The organism is candidate division WOR-3 bacterium, assembly GCA_039802005.1.
Lineage (GTDB): Bacteria > Hydrothermota > Tepidihabitantia > SM23-42 > JAOAFX01 > JAOAFX01.
The window spans coordinates 1-24,828 of record JBDRVV010000003.1 but is presented as its reverse complement, the minus strand read 5'-3'; the positions used below and the strand labels follow the sequence as shown (position 1 = coordinate 24,828).

Below are 24,828 nucleotides of genomic sequence, written 5' to 3'. Positions count from 1 at the left end.
TAAATGCCAATACATTTAAGGGCAAAAAAAGGTGATTACGCAGAGACGGTATTAGTCGTTGGAGACCCGGGAAGGGCAGAGGTTATCAGCCAGAAATTGAGCGATGCTCGGTTGGTGAACAAAAATCGGGGTCTGCTTGGTTATACAGGATTTTATAAAGGCAAAAGGATTTCGGTCCAGACAACAGGGATGGGTTGTCCCTCTGCCGCAATTGTGGTGGAAGAATTGATACAACTGGATACAAAAAGAATTATTCGTATTGGAACCTGTGGTGGTATTGCCAAACACATAAACTCACTTGATATGATATGTGCATTGACTTCTGCACCTTATGATGGAACAACGAATTCATACCTCAATGGAGAGCCCGTTGCCCCTTATGCAACATTTAAGATATTAAAGACAGCGGATGATATTGCGGGAAAAATGGGATTGAATCTATATTTTGGTGGTATTGCAAGTGTTGATGTATTTTATAGCCCGGACCCGGATTATGTTCCCAAACTCCAGGGGAAAGGAATCCTTGCTGTGGAAATGGAGACGAGTTTGATTTATTACCTCTGTAATAGAAGTAATCTTGAGACTGCATCATTCCTGCTTGTTTCCGATGTGGTGGGAAGGGGTGAGGAGTTTACAAAGTTTGTGACCGATGAAGAACTCAAACAGGGTATGGAAAAGTTAATCAATCTTGTGCTTGAAGTTTGTTGTGTGATTGACTAATTTAAACAGGAGGTAGAAATGGAAAAATGGCGTTGTGCAGTTTGTGGATATATTTACAATCCAGAAATTGGTGACCCGGAAAGCGGGATTGCCCCGGGTGTCTTTTTTGAAGAATTGCCGGATTCCTGGGGATGCCCGGAGTGCGGCGCGGAAAAGGAATTGTTTGAACCCTGCGGTGAGGAAGGAGATGATTTCGGTATTTATTAAAGGTATTATAAATGAAGCGTAGCATAGATTTATTATTGTTGATTATCTGGATTGTTGTGATATTCTTTCTTACCGGTTATCCCAGTCTTGAGGCGCCGAAAATAAAAGAAGTTCCTATAGATAAATTCTATCACTTTTTGCTATTTTTTATATATGGATTATTTGGATTGAGAGTTCTTGATGCAGGAGTCTATTTTTTATCAGGATTGATTCTTGTAATAACTGCGGAGGTCCAGCAGATTTTCGTCCCGGGAAGGGATTTTGAGGTACTCGATATGGTAGCAGGGGTAATCGGTCTATTATGTTTTTATTTAATCAAGAGAAGGAATAAATGACAAAATACCAGAAGCCCAAAGGAACAAGGGACATTTATGGACAGGAGTTGGAACGGATTGAACTTATAAATCAGCAGGCGCGAAAATTTTTTAAACTCAATGGTTTCTTAGAGATAAAGACGCCGACTTTTGAATCAATTGAACTCTTTGTGCGTTCCATTGGTGAACATACCGATATTGTAGAAAAGGAAATGTATACCTTTGAGCACGACGAAAAGTTGTATGTGCTCAGACCTGAAGGAACTGCTTCGGTCTTGCGCGCAGTTCTGGAAAATAAAATAAATCCACCCTGCAGATTTCTTTATATCGGTCAGATGTTTCGTAAGGAAAAGCCCCAGAAGGGCAGATATCGTGAATTTCTTCAGATTGGTATTGAATTGATTGGTGAATCGGCACCGTTCTATGATGCGGAATGTATAAATCTGGCAAAGAGATTTTTAAATTCAATTGGTGCGACAAATTTTTTGATTGAGTTGAATTCTATTGGTTGCCCAAATTGCAGACAGGAATATAAAAAGATTCTCAGTGATTTTTTAAAATCAAAGAAAGATTCCCTTTGTGCTGATTGCCAGCGACGGTTTGAAAAGAATTTTTTGCGGATATTTGATTGCAAAAATAACAACTGTCAGAACATTTATAATGAGGCACCCAAGATTACGGATAATTTGTGCAGTGATTGTCAGATTCATTATTTAAAGACAAAGGAATTTCTTGAGAAATTAAATATTGAATTTACTGAGAATAAAAAACTTGTGCGTGGCCTTGATTATTATACAAGGACTGTTTTTGAATTAAAATTACAAGGATTGGGCGCCCAGGATACCATTGTCGCCGGTGGGAGATATGATTTATTGATGAAGGAACTTGGTGGTAATGATACACCCTGTATCGGCTGGGCAATGGGGGTGGAGAGGATGTTGCTTGCATTACCAGAAAATCTACCCGAAATAAAAAAGAATAAGAGATTTTTTGTTGCGATAATGGGTGAAAATTTACTTTATGAAGGTATTAAATTGAGGGATATAATTATAAATAAAGACGGACTTTGCCTCGTAGGCAATCCCCTTGATAAGATTAAGGCGCAATTAAAGGAGGCAAATCATTATCAGGCAGATTATGTAATTATTTATGGTGAAGATGAGGCAAAGAAAGGTGTATATACAGTAAAGAATATGTCAACTGGAGAACAAAAAGAGGTTAGCAAAGTTGATTTAGAAAATTATCTCAATGCTATTATGTAGGAGAAAGTTTATTGAAAGATTCTAATAAAAAGGGGCACCGGTGGTGCCCCTTTTTCATTTATTCCATTAGATTAATGAATCGTCACAACCTTGCTGAATTGTTTTGAATTGTCAGTTTTCAGTTCTACAAAATAGACACCATTTGGTAGATTGAGTCTGTGATTGATCTGGTGTTCGCCAGGATTCAATCTTTGATTCAGAACCTGTTCAACCATTCTGCCAGTCAGGTCATAGACCTGAATCGTCACTAATTTCTGGGTATTGAGTGTGAATTTTACATTTAGTAATCTATTTATGACAGTATTGCAGATGAAGTTTTCTTTAATTGCGGTTTTGCTTGTCCTTTCTTCAATGCCGATTGTTCCAATGCCACCGGTAATGGCATAGGCAAATCCCATAGGTGCATTTGGCACATTCTGACCTGCAACAGTCAGTCTCCAGACCCCGGTAACCGGGTTATTAACCCTGAAACATTCTTCAACATTCCGGTTATCCCAGGTCGTGGGATTGGCAGATGATTGCCCGCTTGTATACTGATTTCCGCGATAGTATGTTCCGTTTGGTGCGGTGAGGGTAACATTCAAATCGTTTACAAGTGTCGGATTGGCATTCGCTGCTGCAGCAGTATCGGTCCAGGCAACGGCAACCCTTAATGGTATCGCTGAATTAGTTACAATAAATGAATCGGTTTTTGACTGGCCGGTTCCAACACCAATCGTATCATCTTTTATTATCAGTTTTCTTGTATCACCGGTTAAGAAAAGGACACTGTCCACATCAATCCTGCCCCAGCCGATATCAAAACTCGGAATTACATAAGAACCGACATTAGGGTCACAGGAAACCATTGCCATCGCCCGTAAAAGCGCCGCACTCTGGTATTTTATTGAATCTGCAGGATTCGCAGCACCTGATGGATAATAACCAGCGAGTAAATAATGTCGGATAAGACCAACTGAGCCATTCGTTGCTGGTGTTGCCATGCTTGTACCGGACATTGACCAGTATGCATTTGTTGTACCACCCTGGGCAGAATAAATAACATCTCCCGGTGCTACGAGGTTGGGTTTTATTCGGTTGTCCTGGGTTGGACCGCGGCTGGAGAATGAGGCAATCTGATTAGCTGCAGTACCATTCTGTGTTGCACCAACCGTTATCACATTCTTGGCAATACCTGGATTACGAATTCTTGTTGCATAATATTCGTTGCCCGCAGCGTACAGATTTAAAAAATTAGGATAGGCATAGATATACGCATCAGTTGAGGCATCCTGGGTGAGATAAGTCCCACTGGAGTTAGCCCAGCCCCAGGAACCTGAGTGCTGGAGGATGTTATAGGTAAGTCCGCGTCCAAGATAAATCGTATCATACATTGGGGTTAGATTAGTGGAGACAACGAGTCCACCTGATGAACTGCCGATATCACAGAAATAGATCTTCGCCTCTTTTGCCATACCATCATAGGCGCTTGTTCCTAATAATGTATCATTTCCTGCGACTGTTCCGTTGACATGTGTGCCGTGCCAGTAGCCACCTCCTCCAACATCACCGAATGCTGCACCTGAATAGACCTTGTAGCCAACTACCTTCCGATGGTTGGGAAATACTCCAGGTGCTGTGATAGGATATGCGGAATCATAAAATTGCTGGTGTGATGTGTGTATACCTGTATCAGATGAACTGAGGACAACACCTGCTCCCCTTATGCCAGCATACCAGACCCTTCTTGCCGCCGGGTCAGACGGAACCGTGCTTTGCCATCCAGTTTGTGTCACCCACTGACAATTATTATTGGCAAGGGTCGGTTCAGACCATATTTGGATCCACTGGACACCAGTGATCTTAGCAATCTTATCAATTCTTTCAAGATCTACGACGGCATCAATCGTCTTGCATAGTTTATGGTCAATGACTTCTACGACATCAAAGCCGAGGGATTGGATTATGCTGGCGATAGAATTGGTATTTTCATCAGGGAATAATTGTATCGTCACGCGTGCGGTTCCTCTCCCTTCCATTACCTCCTTCTGGAGTTTATATGCAGGCTGGAATATGCCGGTCCAGCGGACAAAAGGCTTTAAGTTCGCAAGGGCAATCTGTTCTTCAGTTGCGTAAGAGATTAGCGCATAATTTGGAATATAGCCAACGACATTAATCCCGAGTTCTTTTATCTGGTCAAGATAGTGAGAATATACCGGACCATCAACCTGTATGAGATAGTATCCAGGACCGCGGTAAGAATCAATCTTTAGATTTGCGGGTAATTCAGGCTCACCAGTCCGTGTATCAAAGACAATGCCGTTGGAGAAAGAGATAAGCGTGGGATTCTCATCGGGTAGAGGGAGGTATGGTTCTACTGGAGAGGGGGTATGGATATCAACCGCATAAGCCATAACGGCTATTATTGTAAGAGTCAAAAACCTCATTGAACCTCCTTTCAAGAGTTTGACTCTCTTATTTTTCTATTATATTCGTTTCTATCACCAAGTCAAGACTTAAGTCACCTGAATCCTCATTGCAGAGTAAACTCTACCACTGCAATCTTTATTGCGACCAAGGACCGCTACATCTTTTAGAGCAGAACAACGGTAAGGGCAGGTTAATTCGCAATGGCTTTTGTTATTGACTTTCACCCTCTTATGCATATAATTTAGGCCTATGGAGAAACTAAAGAGAGAGATTTATTCTTGGGTAATTGTGATACTCGTTGTTTTAATTCTCAGGGCAGTATTTGTTGAGGCGTATGTTATACCCACAGGTTCAATGGAGAAGACCCTTCTTATCGGCGATGCACTACTTGTTAATCGTTTTATCTACGGAGTAAAATTTCCATATACTCAATTTCAGATCATACCGGGTAGAATGCCGAACAGGGGAGAGATAATAGTTTTTAAATACCCGTTTGAGAATCGTGATTTTGTAAAAAGATGTGTGGCAGTAGAAGGGGATACAGTAAAAATTGTCAATAAAGTTCTTTATGTAAATGGCAAACCCGTTGATGAGCCATACAAAATACATCGTGATCCACGTATCCTACCGGGCTACACCAATGATGGTCCAAATTATCAAAAAAACTGGGAGAGTGCAAAGTTTGCTGATCTTTATGGAATTTATATAAGGGATAATTTTGGTCCGGTCGTTGTGCCTAAGGATTGTGTTTTTGCAATGGGAGATAATCGGGATATCTCAATGGATTCCAGATTCTGGGGACCATTACACAAAAAATACTTGAAGGGCAAGCCATTATTCATTTATTTTTCTTTTAATCCGGGTCGTGAGGCATCAAGCCTTTTAGATATATTACAATTCTGGAGATGGAAGGAAGTAAGGTGTAATCGCATAGGTAGAATAATTTAAGAATCCAGAATTTTCCACAGGATTTTATGCCACATAATATAAAAGAACTTTCGCTTGAAGAACTTGAAAATTTATTTAAGGATATGGGTCTTGAATCATATCGTGGACGTCAGATCTTTCAATGGATATGGCAGAAGGGAGTCAATGATTTCGATATGATGTCAAATCTTTCACTCGCTCTGAGAAAAACATTATCGGAAAAATTTATTATTGAAGATATAAAATTGATTAAAAATTTAAAGGCAACGGATGGTGCAGAAAAATTTTTATGGGAATTGAGTGACAAAAATTTGATTGAATCAGTCTTTATTCCTGAATTACCGAGGAGGACTGTCTGCATATCAACCCAGGTAGGTTGCCCCTTAGGATGCTTATTCTGTGCAACCGGAATTATGGGTTTCAAAAGAAATTTGAAAGGGTTTGAAATCGCCAATCAGGTTCAACTCGTCCAGAAATCAGTAATCGATAAATTGACCAATATCGTTTTTATGGGCATGGGTGAGCCGCTTTTGAATTTAGAAAATGTCTTTATTGCGCTTGAATTCATCACATCATCAATAGGGCTTGGTATGAGTCAGCGTCATATCACAATCTCAACTGCCGGAATAATTGAAGGGATAGAGAAACTTTTGAACTCAAAGTGGAAGGTTAAACTTGCAATTTCCTTAAATTTTGCCGACCAAGCAATGCGTGAAAGATATATGCCCGTGGCAAAAAAAAATCCTTTAAAAGAAATTTTGAAACTGGCAAGATTATATTCTGAAAAAAAGGAGCTCGTTACATTTGAATATGTATTGATTAAAAATTTGAATGACTCTCAAAAAGATGCCCAGCAGCTTTTGAAACTATTAAAAGGAATCCCTTCGAAGATAAATTTAATTCCTTATAATCCCTATCCAGAATTGCCTTATGAATCTTCTCCTCCTGACACAGTTGCAAAATTCCAGGAGATATTATTTAATTCTGACCATCCTGTGACCCTGCGCAAGTCAAAGGGAAAAGATATTCTTGCTGGTTGTGGTCAACTGGCAGGAAATCTTAAAAATTCCTAAAGGCCTTTCTTTATTGTATAAACTCCCCCTTTCTAATTCATCCTTTAATTCCGCTTTTTTAATACATGCCTTAATCCCCTTTCTAATGCAACACTTAATTTCCCCTTTCTAATTCATCCTTTAGCTCTCCTTTTCTAATTTATCCTTTAACTCCCCCTTTTCTAATTCATTCTTTAACTTCCCCTTTCCTAATTCATTCATTAACTCCCCCTTTCTTAAATCCTCTGTTAATTCCCCCTTTCCTAAAGGGGGAAACAGGGGGATTAGAATTACAAGAAAAGAAATAAGTTGATTAACCGGTCTTTAAGCCAATAGACGATGCCGTATAACGAAACGGGCAGCGAAACTATACAACGATAACCGATCTTTAATAATTCTCCGCAAGAAGTTCGTAGTACGATTGTGGATGTTTGCACGCCGGGCATTCTTTAGGTGCCTCAATCCCTTCGTGGATATATCCACAATTTCGGCAATGCCATTTTACGACTGTCGGCTTTTTAAAGACTGTACCGTTTTTCACATTCTCAATCAGTTTTCTGTACCGTGATTCATGGAATTGTTCAACCTCAGCGATCTCTCTGAATGATGTGGCAATCTCAGGGAATCCCTCTTCATCAGCAATCTTCGCAAAGTCAGAATACAATTTTGACCATTCAAATCTTTCGCCATCTGCCGCAGATTGGAGATTTGTCAAAGTATCCTTTATCATACCCGCAGGATACGCCGCGGTGATTTCAAGTTCTCCACCCTCAAGATACTTGAAAAAGACCTTGGCATGTTCTTTTTCGTTATCCGCGGTCTCAAGAAATATTGCAGAAATCTGTTCATATCCTTCTTTTTTTGCCACTGATGCAAAATATGTATAACGATTTCTTGCCTGACTTTCACCTGCGAAAGAAATCAACAAATTTTTTTCAGTCTTTGTCCCTTTTAATGACTTTCCCATATATTCTCCTTTCGCCTTACATTGCCTTCAATTGCCTTAATTTGCCTTTATTTTAATGTTGATTTTATCAACTCTGCTACCTGTGCCGGTGTCTCGCCAACTTTCACCCCCGCTGATTCAAATGCCTTTACCTTTTCTGCAGCAGTGCCAGCAGTCCCGGAAATTATTGCACCGGCATGCCCCATTCTTTTATCCGGTGGTGCGGTTTTGCCTGCGATAAAACCAAAGACCGGCTTTTTGAAATATTTTTTGATATATTCTGCTGCATCCTGTTCATCCCTGCCGCCAATCTCACCTACAATAACAACAGCTTCGGTCTCAGGATCATTTGCAAATAATTCAAGACAATCAATGAATTTTGTTCCGATTATCGGGTCGCCACCAATACCAATACAGGTTGATTGTCCAAGTCCGATTTTTGTAATATGGTCGACGATTTCGTAAGTCAGGGTGCCACTGCGCGAAACCACGCCGATCCTCCCCTTCTTAAATATATGCCCGGGTAAAATACCCACTTTTGCCTCGCCTGCGGACACGAGCCCTGGTGAATTCGGTCCGATGAGTCTACATTTTTTATCTTTCAAATACGCCATAATCTTTACCATTTCAATTGTAGGAATTCCTTCGGAGATACAGACAACCAATTCTATACCCGCATCAATTGCCTCATACATTGCAGCCGGGGCAAACTTCGCCGGCACAAATATCACCGATGTATTCGCACCGGTCTTTTTTACTGCCTCAGCAACTGAATTGAATACCGGTACACCTTCAACTACTGTTCCACCTTTACCCGGTGTTACACCAGCAACGACATTCGTTCCGTAATTTAGCATCTGGCGTGTATGGAAACTCCCATCACGACCGGTGATACCCTGCACTACAAGTCTTGTATTTTTATTTATTAAAATGCTCATTTAGACTCCTTTCTATTTTAATAGTTCAATTGCCTTTTTCGCACCTTCATCCATTGTCTTGGCAAATATCAATCCTGCCTCTTTGAGAATCTCCATTGCCTTGTCTTCGTTTGTTCCGGTGAGCCTTGCAACGATTGGTTGTTTAATATTCAAAGATTTTTTTGCCTCAAGGATTCCTAATGCAACATCATCGCATCTTGTGATACCACCGAAAATGTTGAAGAATATCACCTTCACATTTTTGTCGCGCAAAAGGATCTCCAGTGCATTTTTTACTTTTTCCGGGGAGGATGAACCGCCTATATCAAGAAAGTTTGCCGGTTCACCACCAAAGTGTTTGACCAAATCCATTGTTGCCATTGCCAATCCTGCACCATTTACAACACAACCTATGTTGCCATTGAGTTTGACATATGATAAATCCCTTTCCCTTGCAAGCAATTCGTTTTCGTCTTCACTTTCCCTGTCCCTTATCGCCTCAATCTCGGGGTGGCGATATAGTCCATTATCATCAAAATTTATCTTGGCATCAAGTGCTATTAAATTTCCTTTATTATCAACGACGAGTGGATTTATTTCAGCCAGTGATGCATCATTTTCAACGAAAAGTCTATAGAGTTTATCGGCGATTGCAGCACAATCAAAGGCGGTCTTGGAACTGCCATATAAAAATAAGCCGATCTCCCTTGCCTTGTGTTCAAGCAAACCGAGCAAAGGGTCAGCATAAACCTTATATATTGCCTCGGGTTTCTGTCGGGCAACCTCTTCAATCTCCACACCGCCTTCTTTACATGCCATCAAGACGGTCTTTTTTTCATTGCGGTCAATGATAATACCGAGGTAGGCTTCTGAGGCAATTCCTATTGCTTCTGAAACCAGAACCTTCTTTACTGGTATGCCTTTTATCTCCATACCAAGTATCTGGGTACCATAGGTCTTAACCTCTTCCTCGGTCTTTGCAACCTTTATCCCACCTGCCTTACCTCTGCCACCGACCATTACCTGCGCCTTTATAACACAGGGGAGCCCTATTTCTTTTGAGGCCTGGATTACCTCGTTTATATTGAAACAGACCTTTTCTTTTGGCACGGGAATGCCGTATTTTTTGAAAAATTCCTTTGCTTGATATTCATGGATTTTCAAATTACCTCCTTAAGTTCGCTATTTATTATACTGATTTTAGAATAGAAGTCAAGGAGACCCTTCTCGTTTATTGCTAATGGTTTATTCTACGGTTTTCTTTAGATATGTTGCATCAATTTCAATTTGCTCAAGTTTATATGCATTTTTACTAAATTCACAGCATAATTTAACGAGCACTTCAAAAGGAATGATATCAAATCCCAAGATGTTAACCTTAGGTTGATATATATAACAATTGATTATATATCCACTGTCTATTTTTATAACCTCAGGGTTTTTAACCTGTGCAAAATTTAGCTGGCTTGATTTTATAATTTTCTGGAAGGAATTTGAATTAATATCGTCGATTAAACTCCCATATTCATATAGCCATTCAGCAATGACTTTGGTGGCGGTAAGTGCTTCTTCAGAAGAAGATGGTAAAAAAGCAATTTCAGAAAGAATCATTTTTATATCTTCTCCGGACAGTGGGATTCTGAATTTTTTCATTGAAGGGGTCACAACCCATTTTGTTGGTATGAGCGGGTCTTCAACGAGTTGGCTATAATCATATACACGCAGATACTTAAGATTTTGAAAACAATAAGGTAAATTTATTAAATTAACAACTGGATTATCATATTTGTCTTTGAAGAGGTTTTTTATCGTATCCTCAACTATTTCATCACTTTTTTCCATTTTCTCCTGTCCTGTTGCAAAACTAAAAATAAATAAAAATGTTAAAATAATATCAAATCTTCCCATACTATTTTTTCTGGACATCAATCATTTTTAAGATCCTATCAAGTAGTTATCGGTTTAAAGTTGGTTGTCCTTTCAATCCAGGGTATAGCATCAATGGATTTAAAAATTTCTAATGCTTTTTCCTGATGTTTTTTTGCCTTGTCAGTGTTTGATAGTAGAAGTTCTAATTGGGCAATTCTGTAATTAGTTATTCCTATATTCAGCGGTGATTCTATTTTTTCCATCAGGGACAGTGCATTATAAAGATGGTTTTCAGCATTTGGGTAATCCTTGTTGAGGATACAACAATTTGCTTCCATTATTTCTATTTCGGCATCAATTTTAGGAGATTTTGCATTTTGGGCTTTTTTCTTCAGCATATCCTTGATTTGACATAGCTTTATTGGATCACCGATTACAAAATACCACTGCGAAAGGTCTATTATTGTTCCTATTCCTGTCGTGCCAGTTTCAATAACATTCTCAATTTTTTTGAAATGAGCACTCGCTTTATCAATTTCATTTAAATAAATCAGACATCTGCCAATCAAACTATGCAGATTGACATTAAAAAGATTTATTGATTCTGCCATTTTTAATGCGGTTTCAAGGGTTTCCATTGCTTTTGAACAATCGCCGTATTCCATTTGCACTGATGACAGACATATCCGTGATAGAATTTCATCATAAGGATTGCCGGTATCAATTGCAATTTTTAGACCGTGTTGGGCAAAATCAAAGGCATTTTTACGATTACCAATCTCTACATTAACATTTGCAAGGTTCAATGAATTTAGACATTCGTCATGACGGCTGCCGGTTTCCTGGGATATTTTTAATGCCTGTTCATAAGATTTACGGGCATTTTTATAATCCCCGAGTTCTTCGTAGAGGTTTCCGATATTATTCAGGGCACGGCCTTCACTTAATTTGTTTTTCATCTCCTGATGGAACTTTAATGCTGTTTCATACTTTTCAAGTGCTTCATTATATCTTAAATCATCCAGCATAATATTCCCAATATTGAACATAGCACGGACTGCACTAACTCTATCTCCAATATCTTCTGCAATTTTGCAGGCTTCCTGATATGCTTTTAAGGCCTCTTCATTGTTGTTATGAAGACGATGGGCATTCCCTAAAGACACAAGGGCATAAACTTGAGATGCATAGTCTTTTTCTTCGCGTGCAAGTGTAATACTTTCATTCAGGGCTTCAATTGCCGATGAATAATTTCCTAAATACATAATATGCTCACCCATTTCTTTTTTTAGTTTGATTAGCGATTTCCTGTCGTCCATATCCTTTGCATATTTCTCCGCTTTCTCAAGGAGTTCCTGCGCCTGAGGATGTTTTCCTGTTCTATAAAGAATATTGCTCATTTTAATTATCGTATCAATAAATACCCTTTTAGTATCATCATCAGAAGGTTCTCCGAGCAATTCAAGTGCCCAAAAATAATATCGGAGCGCATTGCTATTGGCGTATTTATTACTGGCGATTTGTGCAGCTTTAAGGCAATATTTTATCCCGCGTTCTATATCACGGGAAATGTAAAAGTGGAAGGCGAGATCTTCAGAGATTTCGTCTATTTTGTCCCGACTGAGTTTCTCCATTGCCATACCAACCGCGTGGTGTAGCATCTGGGAACGAGGTCCGTCACTAAAATTTTGATATATGGCATTTCTTGTTACAGCTTCGTTAAATGTATATTTGTTTCGCACATAACGGACAACTCCGAGTCGGCTTATATCATTAATCAAACCAAGGATATGCCCTTCATTGTATCCGGTTATTTCTTTAATAATGCTTATATCAAAGCTACCGATTACGCAGGCGAGTTCAAGTACTTCATTTGCTTCACGGTTCAACCCACTGCATTTTTGAAGTATGATTTCGGTCAGGGTTTTAGGTACAATTCCTTTTTCTGGCTTTTCAAATATCCATTTCTCACCTTCAGTGAATAGGTTGCGAGAACGCAAAAGTTCACGAATTATCTCTTCAATATAGAAAGGTACACCACCGCTTTCAGTCTGTATGTAAATGACCAAATCTTGAGGTGGCTCATCACCCAATACTGCTTTGAGCATTTCTCTAACATCTTTATCGCCGAAAGTTTTTAATTCCATTTCTTGAATCTGAAATTCACGATTTAGATAAGAATAAAATGCCTGTAAACTCTCATTTTTCTCTTCTAATCTACGAATAAATATAAAAGTGATGGGACGAGATTTGAGACTGCGCATAAGATATTTGAAAACCTCAATTGATTCTGTATCAATCCATTGCATATTATCAACAATAAAGATTTTGTCTCTTTCACCAAATTCAAGGATTCGTTTCACTGATTCATAAAGTCTATATTTATCAGTCAAGGCGACTGTTCCTTCGGGTAACTGGTCTTTATCTGAAGCATATTCAGGCAGAAGTTTAAAGATTTCAACCTTATAAGCGGGAGGTATTGATTCAAAAATTGTCATTCCATATCGTTCAATTCTATATCTGATTAGTTCCCGAATAGGGTAGTATGCAATATTCTCAATCAACGGAATACAGTCCGCCCATGAAATTTCTTTTCCTTGAATGGTGGATAAAACCTCACGGGTCAATCTTGTTTTACCGATACCGAGGGGTCCGGAAACAACTATTATTTTTAATTCCCCCTTATCAAAAATTGTTCTCTGTATGAGGTCTTTTTCTTCAAACCTGTCTATAAACGTCCTTACTGGTAACTCGGCACGACGCCCACCCTGCACGCTCACGCGATTCCGCCCACTCCTTTTGGCGTCGTAAAGCGCACTATCCGCAAACTTTATAATTGTTTCTAAGTTATCTGCATCATCGGGAAATCCGGCAATGCCTGCGCTGACGGTTAATTTCAGTCCTGCAAAGTTTTGTTCAGATAATTGTTTGACGAGCCGCTGGTAAACCTTTTCACTATCGTGCTTACTGGTGCGGGGCATAATACAAATAAACTCATCCCCACCGTAGCGTATGACAAAGTCGGTTCCCCGCATCGCTTTTTTTATAAAATTTGCAAACTCTTTGATTACGGAATCACCTTGCAGGTGCCCATGGATATCGTTTATTTCTTTAAAATGGTCTATATCAACAATCACAACAGAAAAGGGTGATTGGTTAGCAATCCAATCTTTGACGCGGGGTTCTAATTGTTCGCGTAAAAAGCGACGGTTGAGAACACCGGTCAGATCATCCAGATAATGACTAGATTCTTGCATTTCGTATTATGGTAATAAAAAATCACCATTTGTCAATAGCCTTTTTCCAGTAACTTACTGCATTTCTCAGACCAAATCTTTGCATCACATTTGATAAAAATCTCTTTTGCCTTTTGTAAATATTTATCTGCCTTTTCTATTTCACTTTTTATCTTGTTTTTGTTAAAAATTTTCAACATCTCACCATAATAGTAGTATGCCATTGCCATATCAAAAATTCTATTTTGCTTTTCAAATAATGAAATTGCAATCTTATATTTTCCATCGGCATTTTTTAAATTGCCAAGTAATGTCTCTACCCGTGCCTGCATAAGAACTGCCTGTGCCTTAGTCTTCTCTAAATGGAGTTCTTCGGCAAGACTTAATGATTTTTCCACATAATTTAATGCCTCTGACAATTTAGTCTTTCTGACACCAGTTTTATTTTCTAAAATATTACATTCTGCAATCAGAATCTCACTGAAAATTAAATATATGATTGGGAATAATCGCTGTAGCCCCTTTTTTTGGGCAATTTCCTCGCTTTTACTAAGATATTCCCTTGCTTTATTTAATAGGGTAGATTTAAGATCAAGATTATTTTTGACATCAAGCAAGAGATTTTCCAAAGCAAATCTTGTCTTTAATTCATCATATTGTAAATAAGCGAGATTTATATATAGTTTACCGATATCATATAGACTGATTACCTGACCAGCTATATCATTTACTTCTTCGCGAATTTTTAATGATTTTATAAAGTATTCAAGCGCTTTTTGGTAATCACCCATATTTCCATAAATTACACCAATATTACATAAACTTGTTGCCTGCCCGTCTTTGTCACCTATTTCAATACGGATTTTCAGGGATTCCATGTAATATTCAAGTGCTTTTTTATAATCACCAATAAGGGAGAACAGATAGCCAATGTTGTTCAAACTCGTTCCCTTGCCATCCATATCGTTTATTTCTTCCTGTATCTTAAAGGACTTTTTATAATATTCAAGCGCCTTTGCATATTCACCGAGGTCATCATAAACCGCGCCGATATTGTTAAGGCTTGTTGCCTGTCCTGCCAAATGGCACATTTCATCACGAATATTTAAAGATTTCACAAGAAAATCAAGTGCCTTATCGTATTCACCGAAGTATTCATAAATATTACCGATATTATTCAAACTTAATGCCTGTCCATCTCTGTCGTCTATCTTTTCTTGAATCTCTAAAGATTTATTATAATATTCAAGTGCCTTATTGTATTCGCCAAAGTGTTCATACGCATATCCCATATTATTGAGACTCTCAGCCTCACCCCTTTTATCATTGATTGTTTTATAAATTGAAAGTGCTTTTGACGCTGAATCAAGCATATCTTCGTACCTACTGAGATTGGCATAGATATCAGAAATTGCTATCAGACAGTCAGCCTCCGATTTTTTATCCATTATATTTCTGGAAAGTTCAATCCCTTTGCCAATCTCATCAAGTGCACTTTTAGTTTCACCAATCAGATTTAGTATCTCACTTTTTTCTTTAATACAATAAATTTTTTTTACAGTGTTATTTATCATTTCCGCACATTCTTCAGCTCGCTCGTATAATTCAATTGCTTGCTTATTGAGATATAATCTTTTCGCTTTTTCCGCAGACTTTATTGAATATGTAAGTGTCTTTTCCCAGTTTTCCGCAAGATAAAATTGTTGGGAAAGCAAATCGCAGAAGTCATTGATTCTTTCCGCAAATAATTTTTCAATACATTCTGCCACACTATTGTGCAGTTCTTTCCGTTTTTTCCTTAATATGTTGTTATAAATAACCTCCTGGAGAAGCGGATGACGAAATATATATGAAATCTCATCTTCTGTTTTAGATTCTTTGATGTATTCCAATTCTTCAAGTGTTGCCAAATGGAGGGTTAGTAGTAAATCGTCGATTTTAGAGACAGGTTGTAGTACCTGTCTATAAAAAATTCTGCCTATGACCGAAGCAATTTGTAGTATCTGCTTCAACTCTGGTTCTAATCTGTCAATTCTGGAGATGATTACTGCTTGGACCGTGTCCGGGATTTCAATGTCATTAACATCGGAACTAAGACGCCAGACACCGGCGTCCAATTTTAGACATCCTGTATCTATCAATGCTCGAATTATTTCTTCAAGATAGAATGGATTCCCTTCAGCCTTTTTTAAAATCTTGTCTTTAAATTCTTCAGGGATATTAAGGATATTTAAAATATTGTGCGTAAGTTTTGCGCTCGATTCGTAATCAAGCGGATTTAATACAATTTCAAGAAATCTATCGCCAATTTTATTCTTTAGCCGTTCTTTCGTCAGCCAACATTCTTTCTCTTTCTCAATTCTGGAAATGCCGATCAATAGTAATCGCGGTTCACTTTCCCAGTCACCGAAAATGAATTCAAATAACTCCAATGATGAAGGATCAATCCAGTGATAGTCTTCTACGACGAGAATTATTGGTTGGTTTTCTGCAATTTTGCATAACAACCTCCGGATAGCCAAAAATATCTGGCGTTTTAATGACTGGGGGTCAAGATATTCTATTTTTTTCTTGAATTCGTCTGTTAAATCAATAGAAAATAACAGGAGTAGATAAGGCACAACATCATTAAATCCATCAGGAAATACCTCTTTAATTTTATTGATAATTTTATGCTCGATTGTTGCCTTGCGATCTTCGGTGATACAAAAGATTTCTTTTAAAATCTGAAGGATTATTGAATAAGAAAGTTCCTGGTCATATAATGAACATCGACTTTCAAAGAAATAAACAGGGAAGGTTATGGGTTGTTTTTTCATTTCCTCATAGAGCCTTGTTTTCCCAAGTCCTGCATCGCCAAGGATGAAGACTGCACCACCTTTTCCTTTCTGTAATTCATCAATCTTTTTTTTGAGTGTTTGAAGTTCTTTGTCTCTGCCCACGAGCGGTGAATATAAACCTTGAATTCCCCTTTTTGGTTCAGGTTTTTCCTTTATCCTCAATGGTTTGAAAATCTTCACTGGTTTTTCTATACCCTTGATAGGCACTGGGGTCAGTATTTCATAGTCAAATAGGTACCTTGAAGCCCTGAAGACCGGCTCAGAGACAATTATTTCACTTCTTTTTGCGATATCTTTTAACCGTGAAGCAAGATTCACAGCATCACCCATTACTGTCCATTCCTTTTTTTCTTCTGACCCAACCTCACCCGCAACTACAATTCCGGAATTTATGCCAATATGCAGACCTAAATCTGTCTTTTTCTTTAATTTTTTCGATAGTTTATCATTTACTTCAGGAATAAGTTCCATCATTTTAAATCCAGCCTTTATTGCCCTTTCCGGGTCATCTTCATGGGCAGTGGGTAGACCAAATAAGGCAATGACCAGGTCTCCTTCATACTTGTGAATCAATCCGCCTTGTTCAATGATTGGTTTATTCAATATCTCAAAGGTTGTATTGGCAACTTCCTGGACATCTTCGGGGTCGAGTTCAGAAGATAACCTGGTAAATCCAGAAAGGTCTGCGAAGATTATGGTTATCAGTCGTCTTTCCTGTGGTTTCTGTAGCATTTTTTACCCTGTTTTTAGTAAAATTTATCAACAAAAATAGATTTTAAAAAAAGTCCCGCAATTTTAACCATTATCAGAGATATTCTATTTATATTTTGCAATTGGTCAAGAGAGAAAATTCTTGACTTTAGGCATACCCTCAATAAAATATGTCGTGCCGAAGATTAGATTACTTTCAGAAGAAGTCCGTTCCAAGATTGCAGCGGGCGAAGTCATAATCAGACCTGCCTCAGTCATAAAAGAACTCATTGAAAACTCCCTTGATGCCGGTGCAAAGAGGATAGAGATTGAGATTGAATCCGGGGGCAAATCCAAATGTTTGGTGAACGATGATGGTATTGGAATGTCCCGTGCCGATGCCCTTTTATCAATTGAAAGATACGCAACGAGTAAGATTGAGCGTATTGAAGATATAGAAAATATAAAGACCTTTGGGTTCCGTGGTGAGGCACTTGCGAGCATTGCCCAGGTATCCCATTTTGAACTTGAAACCTTTGATGGGAACGAAGGGACAAAGATAATTGTTGAGGAAGGCAAGGTAAAACAGGTCATTGATACCTTCAGAGAAAGAGGAACCAGGGTAAGAGTATCTGACCTTTTTTACAACCTGCCGGCGCGAAGAAAATTTTTGAAATCAGATGAATATGAGCGTCGTCTCATAATTGATTTGGTAAAGACATACGCGATCATTTCTCCAGAAGTTCATATTATTTTAGGCGAGGAAAGAAGAAATATTCTGAACCTGCCATCGGCTAAAGATTTAAAATCCAGATTATTGCAATTATATCCTGTTCGGCTGGTAGAAAAATTAATACCATTTGAGTTGGATGTAGGCGAGATAAATTTTTATGGATTTTTATCACCATTTAATCTGAATGAAAAACAAAATTTAAATCTGCTCTATGTGAACTCAAGACCGGTTAGGTATCCACGTATTACAAGGGTGATTTCTGAGGTCTATCAGAACCCCAAAGAACCACCCCTTTATGTATTAAATATAAAAATTCCGCCACAGATGCTGGATGTCAATATCCATCCCACAAAGAACGAAGTAAAGATAAAAGAAGAGAGATATGTGATGGACCTGCTTACTCAAGGTATAAAGAGTAAAATATTTCCGGCGATCCCAGTAAAGGAATATCCACACGAGGTTGGTTCTGTTTCTCCAGCAGATGCCCGATTGGTCCAGGAGTCGCTTATACCATATAGTGAAATTCAGACGCGAACTACGGCAACGGGTGAGACCGGGGATTTCTGGCAGCTCCACAATACCTATATCTTTGCCCAGACCAGCACCGGTCTCATAATCATTGACCAGCATGTAGCACACGAAAGGATATTATACGAATCCCTTATGAACAATCGAGGTTCTTCCCAGCATCTATTATTTCCAATTACCATAGAACTCACACCTGAAGAATACCGGGTATATCAGGCTACAAAAGAAAATTTAAAAGAACTGGGTATTGTATTCAAAGAATTTTCCGCCCGTACCCTTGTCATAGATACACTCCCTTCGGATACAAAGGTAACAAGGGAAGACCTCCAGGGATTTTTCAGTGAGATTGGGAGTCTTGGTAAGTTGATGAATCAGAAAGGCGAACTGGCAAAGGTAATTGCCTGCAGGATGGCGATAAAGGCAGGACAGAAACTTTCGGTTGCAGAAATGCAGAGTCTCATTGACCGTTTATTTGCCTGTGAGAATCCATTTATCTGCCCCCATGGAAGACCGGTTGTGATCAAGATAAGTCTTGATGACTTAGACCAGAGATTCGGCAGATAGAATTTATGTTCCTGCTGCTGACATTCCTTTTTAGTTTCCAAAAAGGTCTCTGGGTCAGGGCATTATCAATTGCTGATACCAATTCTATTCCAAAGATTATAAATCTTGCGGAAAAAATGGATATAACCGATCTGTATGTGCAGGTTGTGATAAGTGGTTCAGCATACTACAAATCCGAGATATTACCAAGGAGTCAGTATCTTTCAAAAAATGCCCCCCCTGATTATTCCCCACTTGATTCCATAATCAAATATGCAAAAAAGAAGGATATCAAAGTCCATGCCTGGATAAATACATTCCTGATATGGTCTCTGGATAGTCTTCCTGATTCCACGAGGCATATTTATTATACACATCCTGATTGGTTATTGAAGGATATAAAGGGCAGGAGTATGATCGATTATTCACCCGAAGAACAAAAGGATTTTGGTCTTGAAGGAACCTTTATAGACCCTTTTAATCAGGAAGTAAAGGAATTTTTGAAAAAGATATGTGAAGAAATTCTAAAAAAATATAAAGTCGATGGTATCCATTTTGATTTTATTAGATTTCCGGGTGTCTTCTGGGGCATAGAAGATACGCTGATATCAAGTTTGCTCTCGGGATTGAACAATCGTGATATGCGCTGGCTCACACTATTGAGATATCCAAAATTAGAATATTTCAATCGCTGGATTGCATATAATTTTTTTCTTGAGAATAAAAAACGGCAGAGAACAATTTATAATTTTCTGGAGCAGGTCAGACCTGTGATCAAAAATGTTAATAAAGATTGTATAATTTCCTGCGCAGTATTTTCAAGCCCATCAAGGGCATCATATCAGTATGCCCAGAGCTGGTGGGAATGGCAGGATCTGATAGATTATCCAGTGGTGATGTCCTATACTACCGATACAAAACTTTTCAAAGATTTTCTCAATTTTTCTCTTTATTATTTCCCATCAGCAATAATGGGGATAGGATTTCTGTGGAAGGGAATGGAATTGCAGGCAAATACTGAAATCAATTATGTTCGTCAGGCAAAAGGTAGAGGGATATCATATTTTGATTTCGCCGCCCTTGATACAATGGCTGATTTGAATATGCTTTTAGATAGCACAATGATTTTGCAAGATTCAGCGCAGACGGTTGTCCAAACTCAGGATACGAATGGGTTCTTTAAAGAACTGGCAAATCAGGAATGGATTGAGAAGGGGATGGAATATATAAAATACGGCGAAGATCTTGAATTCAGTCGGTTTCTTTTGTCCTTATCATTAAACCCTGAAAAAGACCTATCAAAAATGGGCATTGACCGGAATAATTTTATACAAAAAATTAGGGCGGATGTTGCGGGATTTGAATATCTGAATAGAACGATTTTGAATATCCCTGATAAACTATATGAACCTCCACACCGCTTGATTGAATATGCCTTTCTAAGATGGAATAAGGATAGTACAGCGGTTAGAAATTCTGTGAAGAAGATAAAAAAATTCAGTTTGAAAAAAGAAATATATCCGGATGGAATGGACCCGCTATCAAAACCTGTTTTTGAAGCAAAAAAGGACGAAAGAAAAATTTTTGAGGCAAGGTCAGGAATATATGTGTTTAAAGTGAGAGAAATAAGAGAAGGGGGGAATTGGATAAAAAAGAATAAGGCAAAACCCGAACTATTGCCCATTTATATTTATTACACCATTAAAAAAAGATTTGATGACTTATATAAAGAATGAAAGGAAGGCAAAGTTATGAAGGAAATAAATAAATACATTGACCAGACAATTTTAAAACCAGATGCTACAAAAAATGATATTTTGAAATTTATAGAAGGAGTTAAAAAATACAGATTTTATTCAGCAGTTGTCAACCCTTCCTGGGTTGAATTTATAAAAAAGGAGTTGCCCGAAGATATAAAGGTCTGCAGTGTGGTTGGTTTTCCCCTCGGTGCATCAACGACAAAGGCAAAGGTCTTTGCCACTGAGGAATTGATACAACTTGGCTGTGATGAGATAGATATGGTGCTCAATATCGGACGTTTGAAATCAAAAGACTTTAAATATGTAGGAAAGGAGATAAAGGCAGTCGTTGATTCGGCGCAGGGAAGGATTGTAAAGGTGATAATTGAGACCTGTCTTCTGACTGAAGAAGAGAAGATTGCGTCAGCAAACATCATAAAAGAGAGTGGCGCCCATTTTGTTAAAACATCTACTGGTTTTTCAAAAGAAGGTGCAAAACTTGAGGATATAAAATTGTTGAGGAAGGTCGTGGGTCCGAAATTCGGCATAAAGGCTTCGGGCGGTATAAGGGATTATGAGACTGCGGTTGCCTTTATAAAGGCTGGTGCAACACGCATCGGCACATCTTCAGGTGAAAAGATAATGGAAGAGGCGACCGTATTAAAATGCTAAAAGTCCAAAATACCTGAATGACTAAAGTTATTAATTTTTGGTTTTAGGTTGTCACCGCCCGTATCGTCTATTGTTAGATGGTCATTTTCGCAAGCGTAGCGATACTGCGAATGAAATGATCCTGCAAGTCCGTTAGTACGATCCTGCGAGCGAAGCGATCATTCATTATATCCCCCTTAGTCCCCCTATTTTAATCCATCCCTTAATTCCCCTTTTTAAGTCCTCCTTTAATTCCCCCTTTTTAAAGGGGGAAATAGGGGGATTAGAATGACAAGAAAATAAATAGTAGGGATTAATAAGTCTTTTAGCCGATTAAAGGTTTGGGTTGGGAAACGGGATTGGGTTTTGTCTATAGGTTTGGGGAAATTGTTAATGTAAACAAAACCTTTAAACCAAATCCTAACTCATTTCCAATCCTAAACCCAATACCATACCGTACAACGATAGCCGAATTAAATAAGGGTGAAGAAGGGAAGAAGAAGGGCAAAGAGGGGTAAAAAGGGTTGGACAGAGTATCGGAGCACCGGTCGAACGGGGAATTGGAGTGCATCAGCTTGCTGATGCGTCGTTCCCAAACGGGCATTGTTATGTGTTTAAAAATTGTAGCCGCACCCTTTAGGGTGCGAAATCCTTTGAGATTTAGACATATTTATCCGCAGGCTAAAGCCTGCGCCTACTGGTGGTTATTGGTTTGAGTATATTGTTATTGCGAGCCCCGTAGGGGCGAAGCAATCTCATTCGTTTAATTCGCAATGTCATTTTCGCAAGCGCAGCGCTCCTGCATCTTAATTTTCCGAAATTCGCAATCCGAAATCCGAAATGTCGTTTTCGCAATCCGAAATCCGAAATGCCGTTCTTGACACCTCTAAAAAATTCCTTATAATATCTCAATGAAACTTGAGGATGCAAAAAAGGAGATAGAAAAACTTCGTAAAGAGATAAATTACCACAACTATCGCTATTATGTATTAAACCAGCCAGTCATTTCAGATTATGAATACGATCAGTTATACAAAAGACTTGTAGAACTTGAAAAAAAATTTCCTGAACTCATAACCCCGGATTCACCCACCCAGCGTGTTGGTGGAGAACCATTAAAAGAATTCAAAACCGTTGAACACAAAATCAAGATGCTCAGCCTTGATAATACCTATTCAGAAGAAGAATTACTTGAATTTGATAAACGAGTAAAAAAAGGTCTGGGCAGACAGGTAAAATACGAAGTAACACTAAAGATAGATGGTGTCGCAGTCGCACTCCATTACAAAAATGGTAAACTTATACTCGGTGCTACAAGGGGAGATGGGATAAAAGGTGATGATATCACACAGAATATAAAGACAATAAAATCTGTGCCTCTTGAACTAATGACCGATGACAATGAATTGAAGAACATAGAAGTTCGTGGTGAGGTATATCTTTCAAAAAAGAATTTTGAGAAGATAAATAAAGAAAGAGAAGAACAGGGTGAGCCAATCTTTGCCAATCCCCGTAATGCAACTGCCGGCACACTCAAACTCCTTGATCCCAAAGAAGTAGCAAAGAGAAATCTTGACCTTTTTATCCACACAATACCGGTCCAACCCGGTCCGCACCACAGTTCTCATTACGAAACCTTAAAGAAACTTGGCTCTGCTGGATTCAAGGTGGTTCCGCATATTGAACTCTGCAATGATATTGGTGAAGTAATAAAATATATGAAGAAATGGGAGAATAAGCGTGATGATCTTGAATATGAAGTAGATGGACTGGTTATAAAGGTGGATAATTTTGCTGACCGCGAATTACTCGGTTATACAATAAAGAGCCCACGTTGGGCAATTGCATACAAGTATCCTGCGCGCCAGGCAATAACAAAATTAAAGGATATACAATTACAGGTTGGCAGGACCGGAAGGGTCACACCCGTAGCGATACTTGAACCTGTCCCACTCTCAGGAACAACGATTTCAAGGGCGACATTGCATAACGAAGATGAAATAAAAAGAAAGGATATAAGGATTGGTGATTATGTGGTTATTGAAAAGGGTGGTGAGGTCATTCCCAAGGTTGTGGGTGTGGTAAAGGACCGTAGAACCGGGAAAGAAAAGGTTTTTAAATTTCCGGATAAATGTCCGGTCTGTGGAGAAAAGATATATCGGCTTGAAGGAGAGGCGGACTGGAGGTGTGTGAATTCTTCCTGCCCGGCACAGATAAAGGCGGCGATTTTGCATTTTGCATCAAGGCAGGCAATGGATATAGAAGGGCTTGGCTGGGTTCTGGTGAATAAACTTGTTGACCTCGGTATTGTAAAAAGTTTTGATGATATTTATAAACTTGATGTGAAGACTATCGCAGATTTAGAAAGGATGGGGGAGAAGTCTGCACAGAATTTGATAAATGCTATTGAGAAGAGCAAGGAAAGAGATTTTGTCAATGTCCTTTATGCCCTTGGAATTCCGAATGTAGGTATAAATGCATCAAATTTGTTGGTCAATGAATTTAAGAATATTGATAACCTTATGAATGCAGATATAGAAAGACTTACTGCAATATCTGGAATAGGCGAAGTCGTTGCAGAGGGCATCATTAATTATTTTAAAAGTCCCAAGAATCGGCGCCTCATTGAGCATTTGAAAAAGGCAGGATTAAAATTTGAGACTGAAAAGGTTGTCTCTGAAGGGCCACTAAAGAATAAGACATTCGTCTTCACCGGTGAGCTTTCTTCAATGACCCGTGAAGAGGCACAGGCGATTGTGCGGAAACTCGGTGGTCATCCTTCAAGTTCAGTGTCAAAAAATACCGACTATGTTGTTGTCGGCACTGAGCCCGGTTCAAAGTATGAAAAGGCAAAGAAACTCGGAGTGAAGATAATTGATGAGCAGGAATTCCTAAAGATGATTAAGGGATTTAAAACAGATGGGCATTAGTTATTGAGCATGGATGCTGGTATGGGAATTGGTTTGAAGTATGTTGCTATTGTAAAATCCCCCTCAATCCCCCTTTCTTAATTCTTCCGTTAATTCCCCCTTTCCTAAAGGGGGAAATAGGGGGATTAGAATGACAAGAATGGGAAAAAAATTATTAGTTGACCTTTTAGCCGATAGACGATGCCGTATAACGAAACGGGCGGCGAAACCGTATAACGATAGCCGAATTAAATAAGGGTGAAGAAGGGAAGAAGAAGGGCAAAGAGGGGTAAAAAGGGTTGGACAGAGTATCGGAGCACCGGTCGAACGGGGAAT

General features: G+C 38.7%; 17 protein-coding genes. 10 read left to right on the top strand and 7 right to left on the bottom strand.

The genetic code is table 11. From position 1 onward, the window contains the following. Positions 1 to 3: 3 nt before the first annotated feature. Genes ABIL69_01380 through hisS form a run of 4 tightly spaced genes read left to right on the top strand, consistent with a single transcriptional unit; the run spans position 4 to position 2,503 of the window. Positions 4 to 720, top strand: a complete 717-nt coding sequence (locus ABIL69_01380; GenBank protein ID MEO0122643.1) for a purine-nucleoside phosphorylase — start codon at positions 4 to 6, stop codon at positions 718 to 720. 18 nt (positions 721 to 738) lie between these two features. Beyond that, positions 739 to 927, top strand: a complete 189-nt coding sequence (locus ABIL69_01375; protein ID MEO0122642.1) for a rubredoxin — start codon at positions 739 to 741, stop codon at positions 925 to 927. 11 nt (positions 928 to 938) lie between these two features. After that, positions 939 to 1,262: a VanZ family protein gene (locus ABIL69_01370; GenBank protein ID MEO0122641.1), complete on the top strand. Its 324-nt coding sequence runs from the start codon at positions 939 to 941 to the stop codon at positions 1,260 to 1,262. Further along, positions 1,259 to 2,503, top strand: coding sequence for a histidine--tRNA ligase (hisS, locus tag ABIL69_01365; GenBank protein MEO0122640.1), 1,245 nt, complete (start codon positions 1,259 to 1,261; stop codon positions 2,501 to 2,503). Before ABIL69_01370 ends, hisS begins: the two co-directional genes overlap by 4 nt. A 71-nt stretch (positions 2,504 to 2,574) precedes the next feature. On the opposite strand, the gene ABIL69_01360 is transcribed toward hisS, so the two are convergent. Beyond that, positions 2,575 to 4,929: a S8 family serine peptidase gene (locus ABIL69_01360; protein ID MEO0122639.1), complete on the bottom strand. Its 2,355-nt coding sequence runs from the start codon at positions 4,927 to 4,929 to the stop codon at positions 2,575 to 2,577. Between the two features lie 232 nt (positions 4,930 to 5,161). Between ABIL69_01360 and lepB the strand changes: the two genes are divergently transcribed. Together lepB and rlmN are read left to right on the top strand one after the other, a co-directional pair. Further along, the gene (lepB, locus tag ABIL69_01355; GenBank protein MEO0122638.1) at positions 5,162 to 5,860 is read left to right on the top strand and encodes a signal peptidase I; all 699 of its coding nucleotides are present in this window, start codon (positions 5,162 to 5,164) and stop codon (positions 5,858 to 5,860) included. A 26-nt stretch (positions 5,861 to 5,886) separates the two neighbouring features. Next, positions 5,887 to 6,912, top strand: a complete 1,026-nt coding sequence (rlmN, locus tag ABIL69_01350; protein MEO0122637.1) for a 23S rRNA (adenine(2503)-C(2))-methyltransferase RlmN — start codon at positions 5,887 to 5,889, stop codon at positions 6,910 to 6,912. A 367-nt stretch (positions 6,913 to 7,279) separates the two neighbouring features. Here rlmN and rbr read toward each other — a convergent pair whose 3' ends face one another. From rbr to ABIL69_01320, 6 genes are all read right to left on the bottom strand, one after another. Continuing rightward, positions 7,280 to 7,858: a rubrerythrin gene (gene rbr / locus ABIL69_01345; GenBank protein ID MEO0122636.1), complete on the bottom strand. Its 579-nt coding sequence runs from the start codon at positions 7,856 to 7,858 to the stop codon at positions 7,280 to 7,282. A 47-nt stretch (positions 7,859 to 7,905) separates the two neighbouring features. Continuing rightward, positions 7,906 to 8,775, bottom strand: coding sequence for a succinate--CoA ligase subunit alpha (gene sucD / locus ABIL69_01340; protein ID MEO0122635.1), 870 nt, complete (start codon positions 8,773 to 8,775; stop codon positions 7,906 to 7,908). Positions 8,776 to 8,787: 12 nt separating this feature from the next. Beyond that, on the bottom strand, positions 8,788 to 9,918 hold the full coding sequence (gene sucC / locus ABIL69_01335) for an ADP-forming succinate--CoA ligase subunit beta (GenBank protein MEO0122634.1): 1,131 nt from the start codon (positions 9,916 to 9,918) through the stop codon (positions 8,788 to 8,790). 81 nt (positions 9,919 to 9,999) lie between these two features. After that, positions 10,000 to 10,680 (bottom strand): hypothetical protein, encoded by a 681-nt coding sequence (locus tag ABIL69_01330; protein ID MEO0122633.1) that lies wholly within the window; start codon positions 10,678 to 10,680, stop codon positions 10,000 to 10,002. Positions 10,681 to 10,700: 20 nt separating this feature from the next. Continuing rightward, positions 10,701 to 13,880, bottom strand: a complete 3,180-nt coding sequence (locus ABIL69_01325) for a diguanylate cyclase (protein ID MEO0122632.1) — start codon at positions 13,878 to 13,880, stop codon at positions 10,701 to 10,703. 32 nt (positions 13,881 to 13,912) lie between these two features. Next, positions 13,913 to 17,431 carry a tetratricopeptide repeat protein gene (locus ABIL69_01320; GenBank protein ID MEO0122631.1) on the bottom strand — a complete coding sequence of 1,173 codons (3,519 nt, stop codon included), beginning with the start codon at positions 17,429 to 17,431 and terminating at the stop codon, positions 13,913 to 13,915. A gap of 154 nt (positions 17,432 to 17,585) precedes the next feature. Here ABIL69_01320 and mutL point away from each other — a divergent pair, with 154 nt between their 5' ends. The 4 genes from mutL (at position 17,586) to ligA (ending at position 24,513) form a co-directional block, all read left to right on the top strand. Beyond that, the gene (gene mutL, locus ABIL69_01315; GenBank protein MEO0122630.1) at positions 17,586 to 19,214 is read left to right on the top strand and encodes a DNA mismatch repair endonuclease MutL; all 1,629 of its coding nucleotides are present in this window, start codon (positions 17,586 to 17,588) and stop codon (positions 19,212 to 19,214) included. Between the two features lie 5 nt (positions 19,215 to 19,219). Further along, entirely contained in the window at positions 19,220 to 20,929 is a 1,710-nt protein-coding gene (locus ABIL69_01310) for a family 10 glycosylhydrolase (protein MEO0122629.1), read from the top strand. Between the two features lie 15 nt (positions 20,930 to 20,944). Further along, a complete protein-coding gene (gene deoC, locus ABIL69_01305) occupies positions 20,945 to 21,604 on the top strand; it encodes a deoxyribose-phosphate aldolase (protein MEO0122628.1) in 660 nt (219 codons plus the stop codon). Between the two features lie 890 nt (positions 21,605 to 22,494). Continuing rightward, a complete protein-coding gene (ligA, locus tag ABIL69_01300; GenBank protein ID MEO0122627.1) occupies positions 22,495 to 24,513 on the top strand; it encodes an NAD-dependent DNA ligase LigA in 2,019 nt (672 codons plus the stop codon). The last annotated feature ends 315 nt before the right edge of the window (positions 24,514 to 24,828 follow it).

What these genes read in the sequence shown, in the direction of transcription:
- ABIL69_01380 (MEO0122643.1), top strand. Translation starts at nt 4, where the DNA reads ATGCCAATACATTTAAGGGCAAAAAAAGGTGATTACGCAGAGACGGTA.
- ABIL69_01375 (MEO0122642.1), top strand. Translation starts at nt 739, where the DNA reads ATGGAAAAATGGCGTTGTGCAGTTTGTGGATATATTTACAATCCAGAA.
- ABIL69_01370 (MEO0122641.1), top strand. Translation starts at nt 939, where the DNA reads ATGAAGCGTAGCATAGATTTATTATTGTTGATTATCTGGATTGTTGTG.
- hisS (MEO0122640.1), top strand. Translation starts at nt 1,259, where the DNA reads ATGACAAAATACCAGAAGCCCAAAGGAACAAGGGACATTTATGGACAG.
- ABIL69_01360 (MEO0122639.1), bottom strand. Translation starts at nt 4,929, where the DNA reads ATGAGGTTTTTGACTCTTACAATAATAGCCGTTATGGCTTATGCGGTT.
- lepB (MEO0122638.1), top strand. Translation starts at nt 5,162, where the DNA reads ATGGAGAAACTAAAGAGAGAGATTTATTCTTGGGTAATTGTGATACTC.
- rlmN (MEO0122637.1), top strand. Translation starts at nt 5,887, where the DNA reads ATGCCACATAATATAAAAGAACTTTCGCTTGAAGAACTTGAAAATTTA.
- rbr (MEO0122636.1), bottom strand. Translation starts at nt 7,858, where the DNA reads ATGGGAAAGTCATTAAAAGGGACAAAGACTGAAAAAAATTTGTTGATT.
- sucD (MEO0122635.1), bottom strand. Translation starts at nt 8,775, where the DNA reads ATGAGCATTTTAATAAATAAAAATACAAGACTTGTAGTGCAGGGTATC.
- ABIL69_01330 (MEO0122633.1), bottom strand. Translation starts at nt 10,680, where the DNA reads ATGTCCAGAAAAAATAGTATGGGAAGATTTGATATTATTTTAACATTT.
- ABIL69_01325 (MEO0122632.1), bottom strand. Translation starts at nt 13,880, where the DNA reads ATGCAAGAATCTAGTCATTATCTGGATGATCTGACCGGTGTTCTCAAC.
- ABIL69_01320 (MEO0122631.1), bottom strand. Translation starts at nt 17,431, where the DNA reads ATGCTACAGAAACCACAGGAAAGACGACTGATAACCATAATCTTCGCA.
- ABIL69_01310 (MEO0122629.1), top strand. Translation starts at nt 19,220, where the DNA reads ATGTTCCTGCTGCTGACATTCCTTTTTAGTTTCCAAAAAGGTCTCTGG.
- deoC (MEO0122628.1), top strand. Translation starts at nt 20,945, where the DNA reads ATGAAGGAAATAAATAAATACATTGACCAGACAATTTTAAAACCAGAT.
- ligA (MEO0122627.1), top strand. Translation starts at nt 22,495, where the DNA reads ATGAAACTTGAGGATGCAAAAAAGGAGATAGAAAAACTTCGTAAAGAG.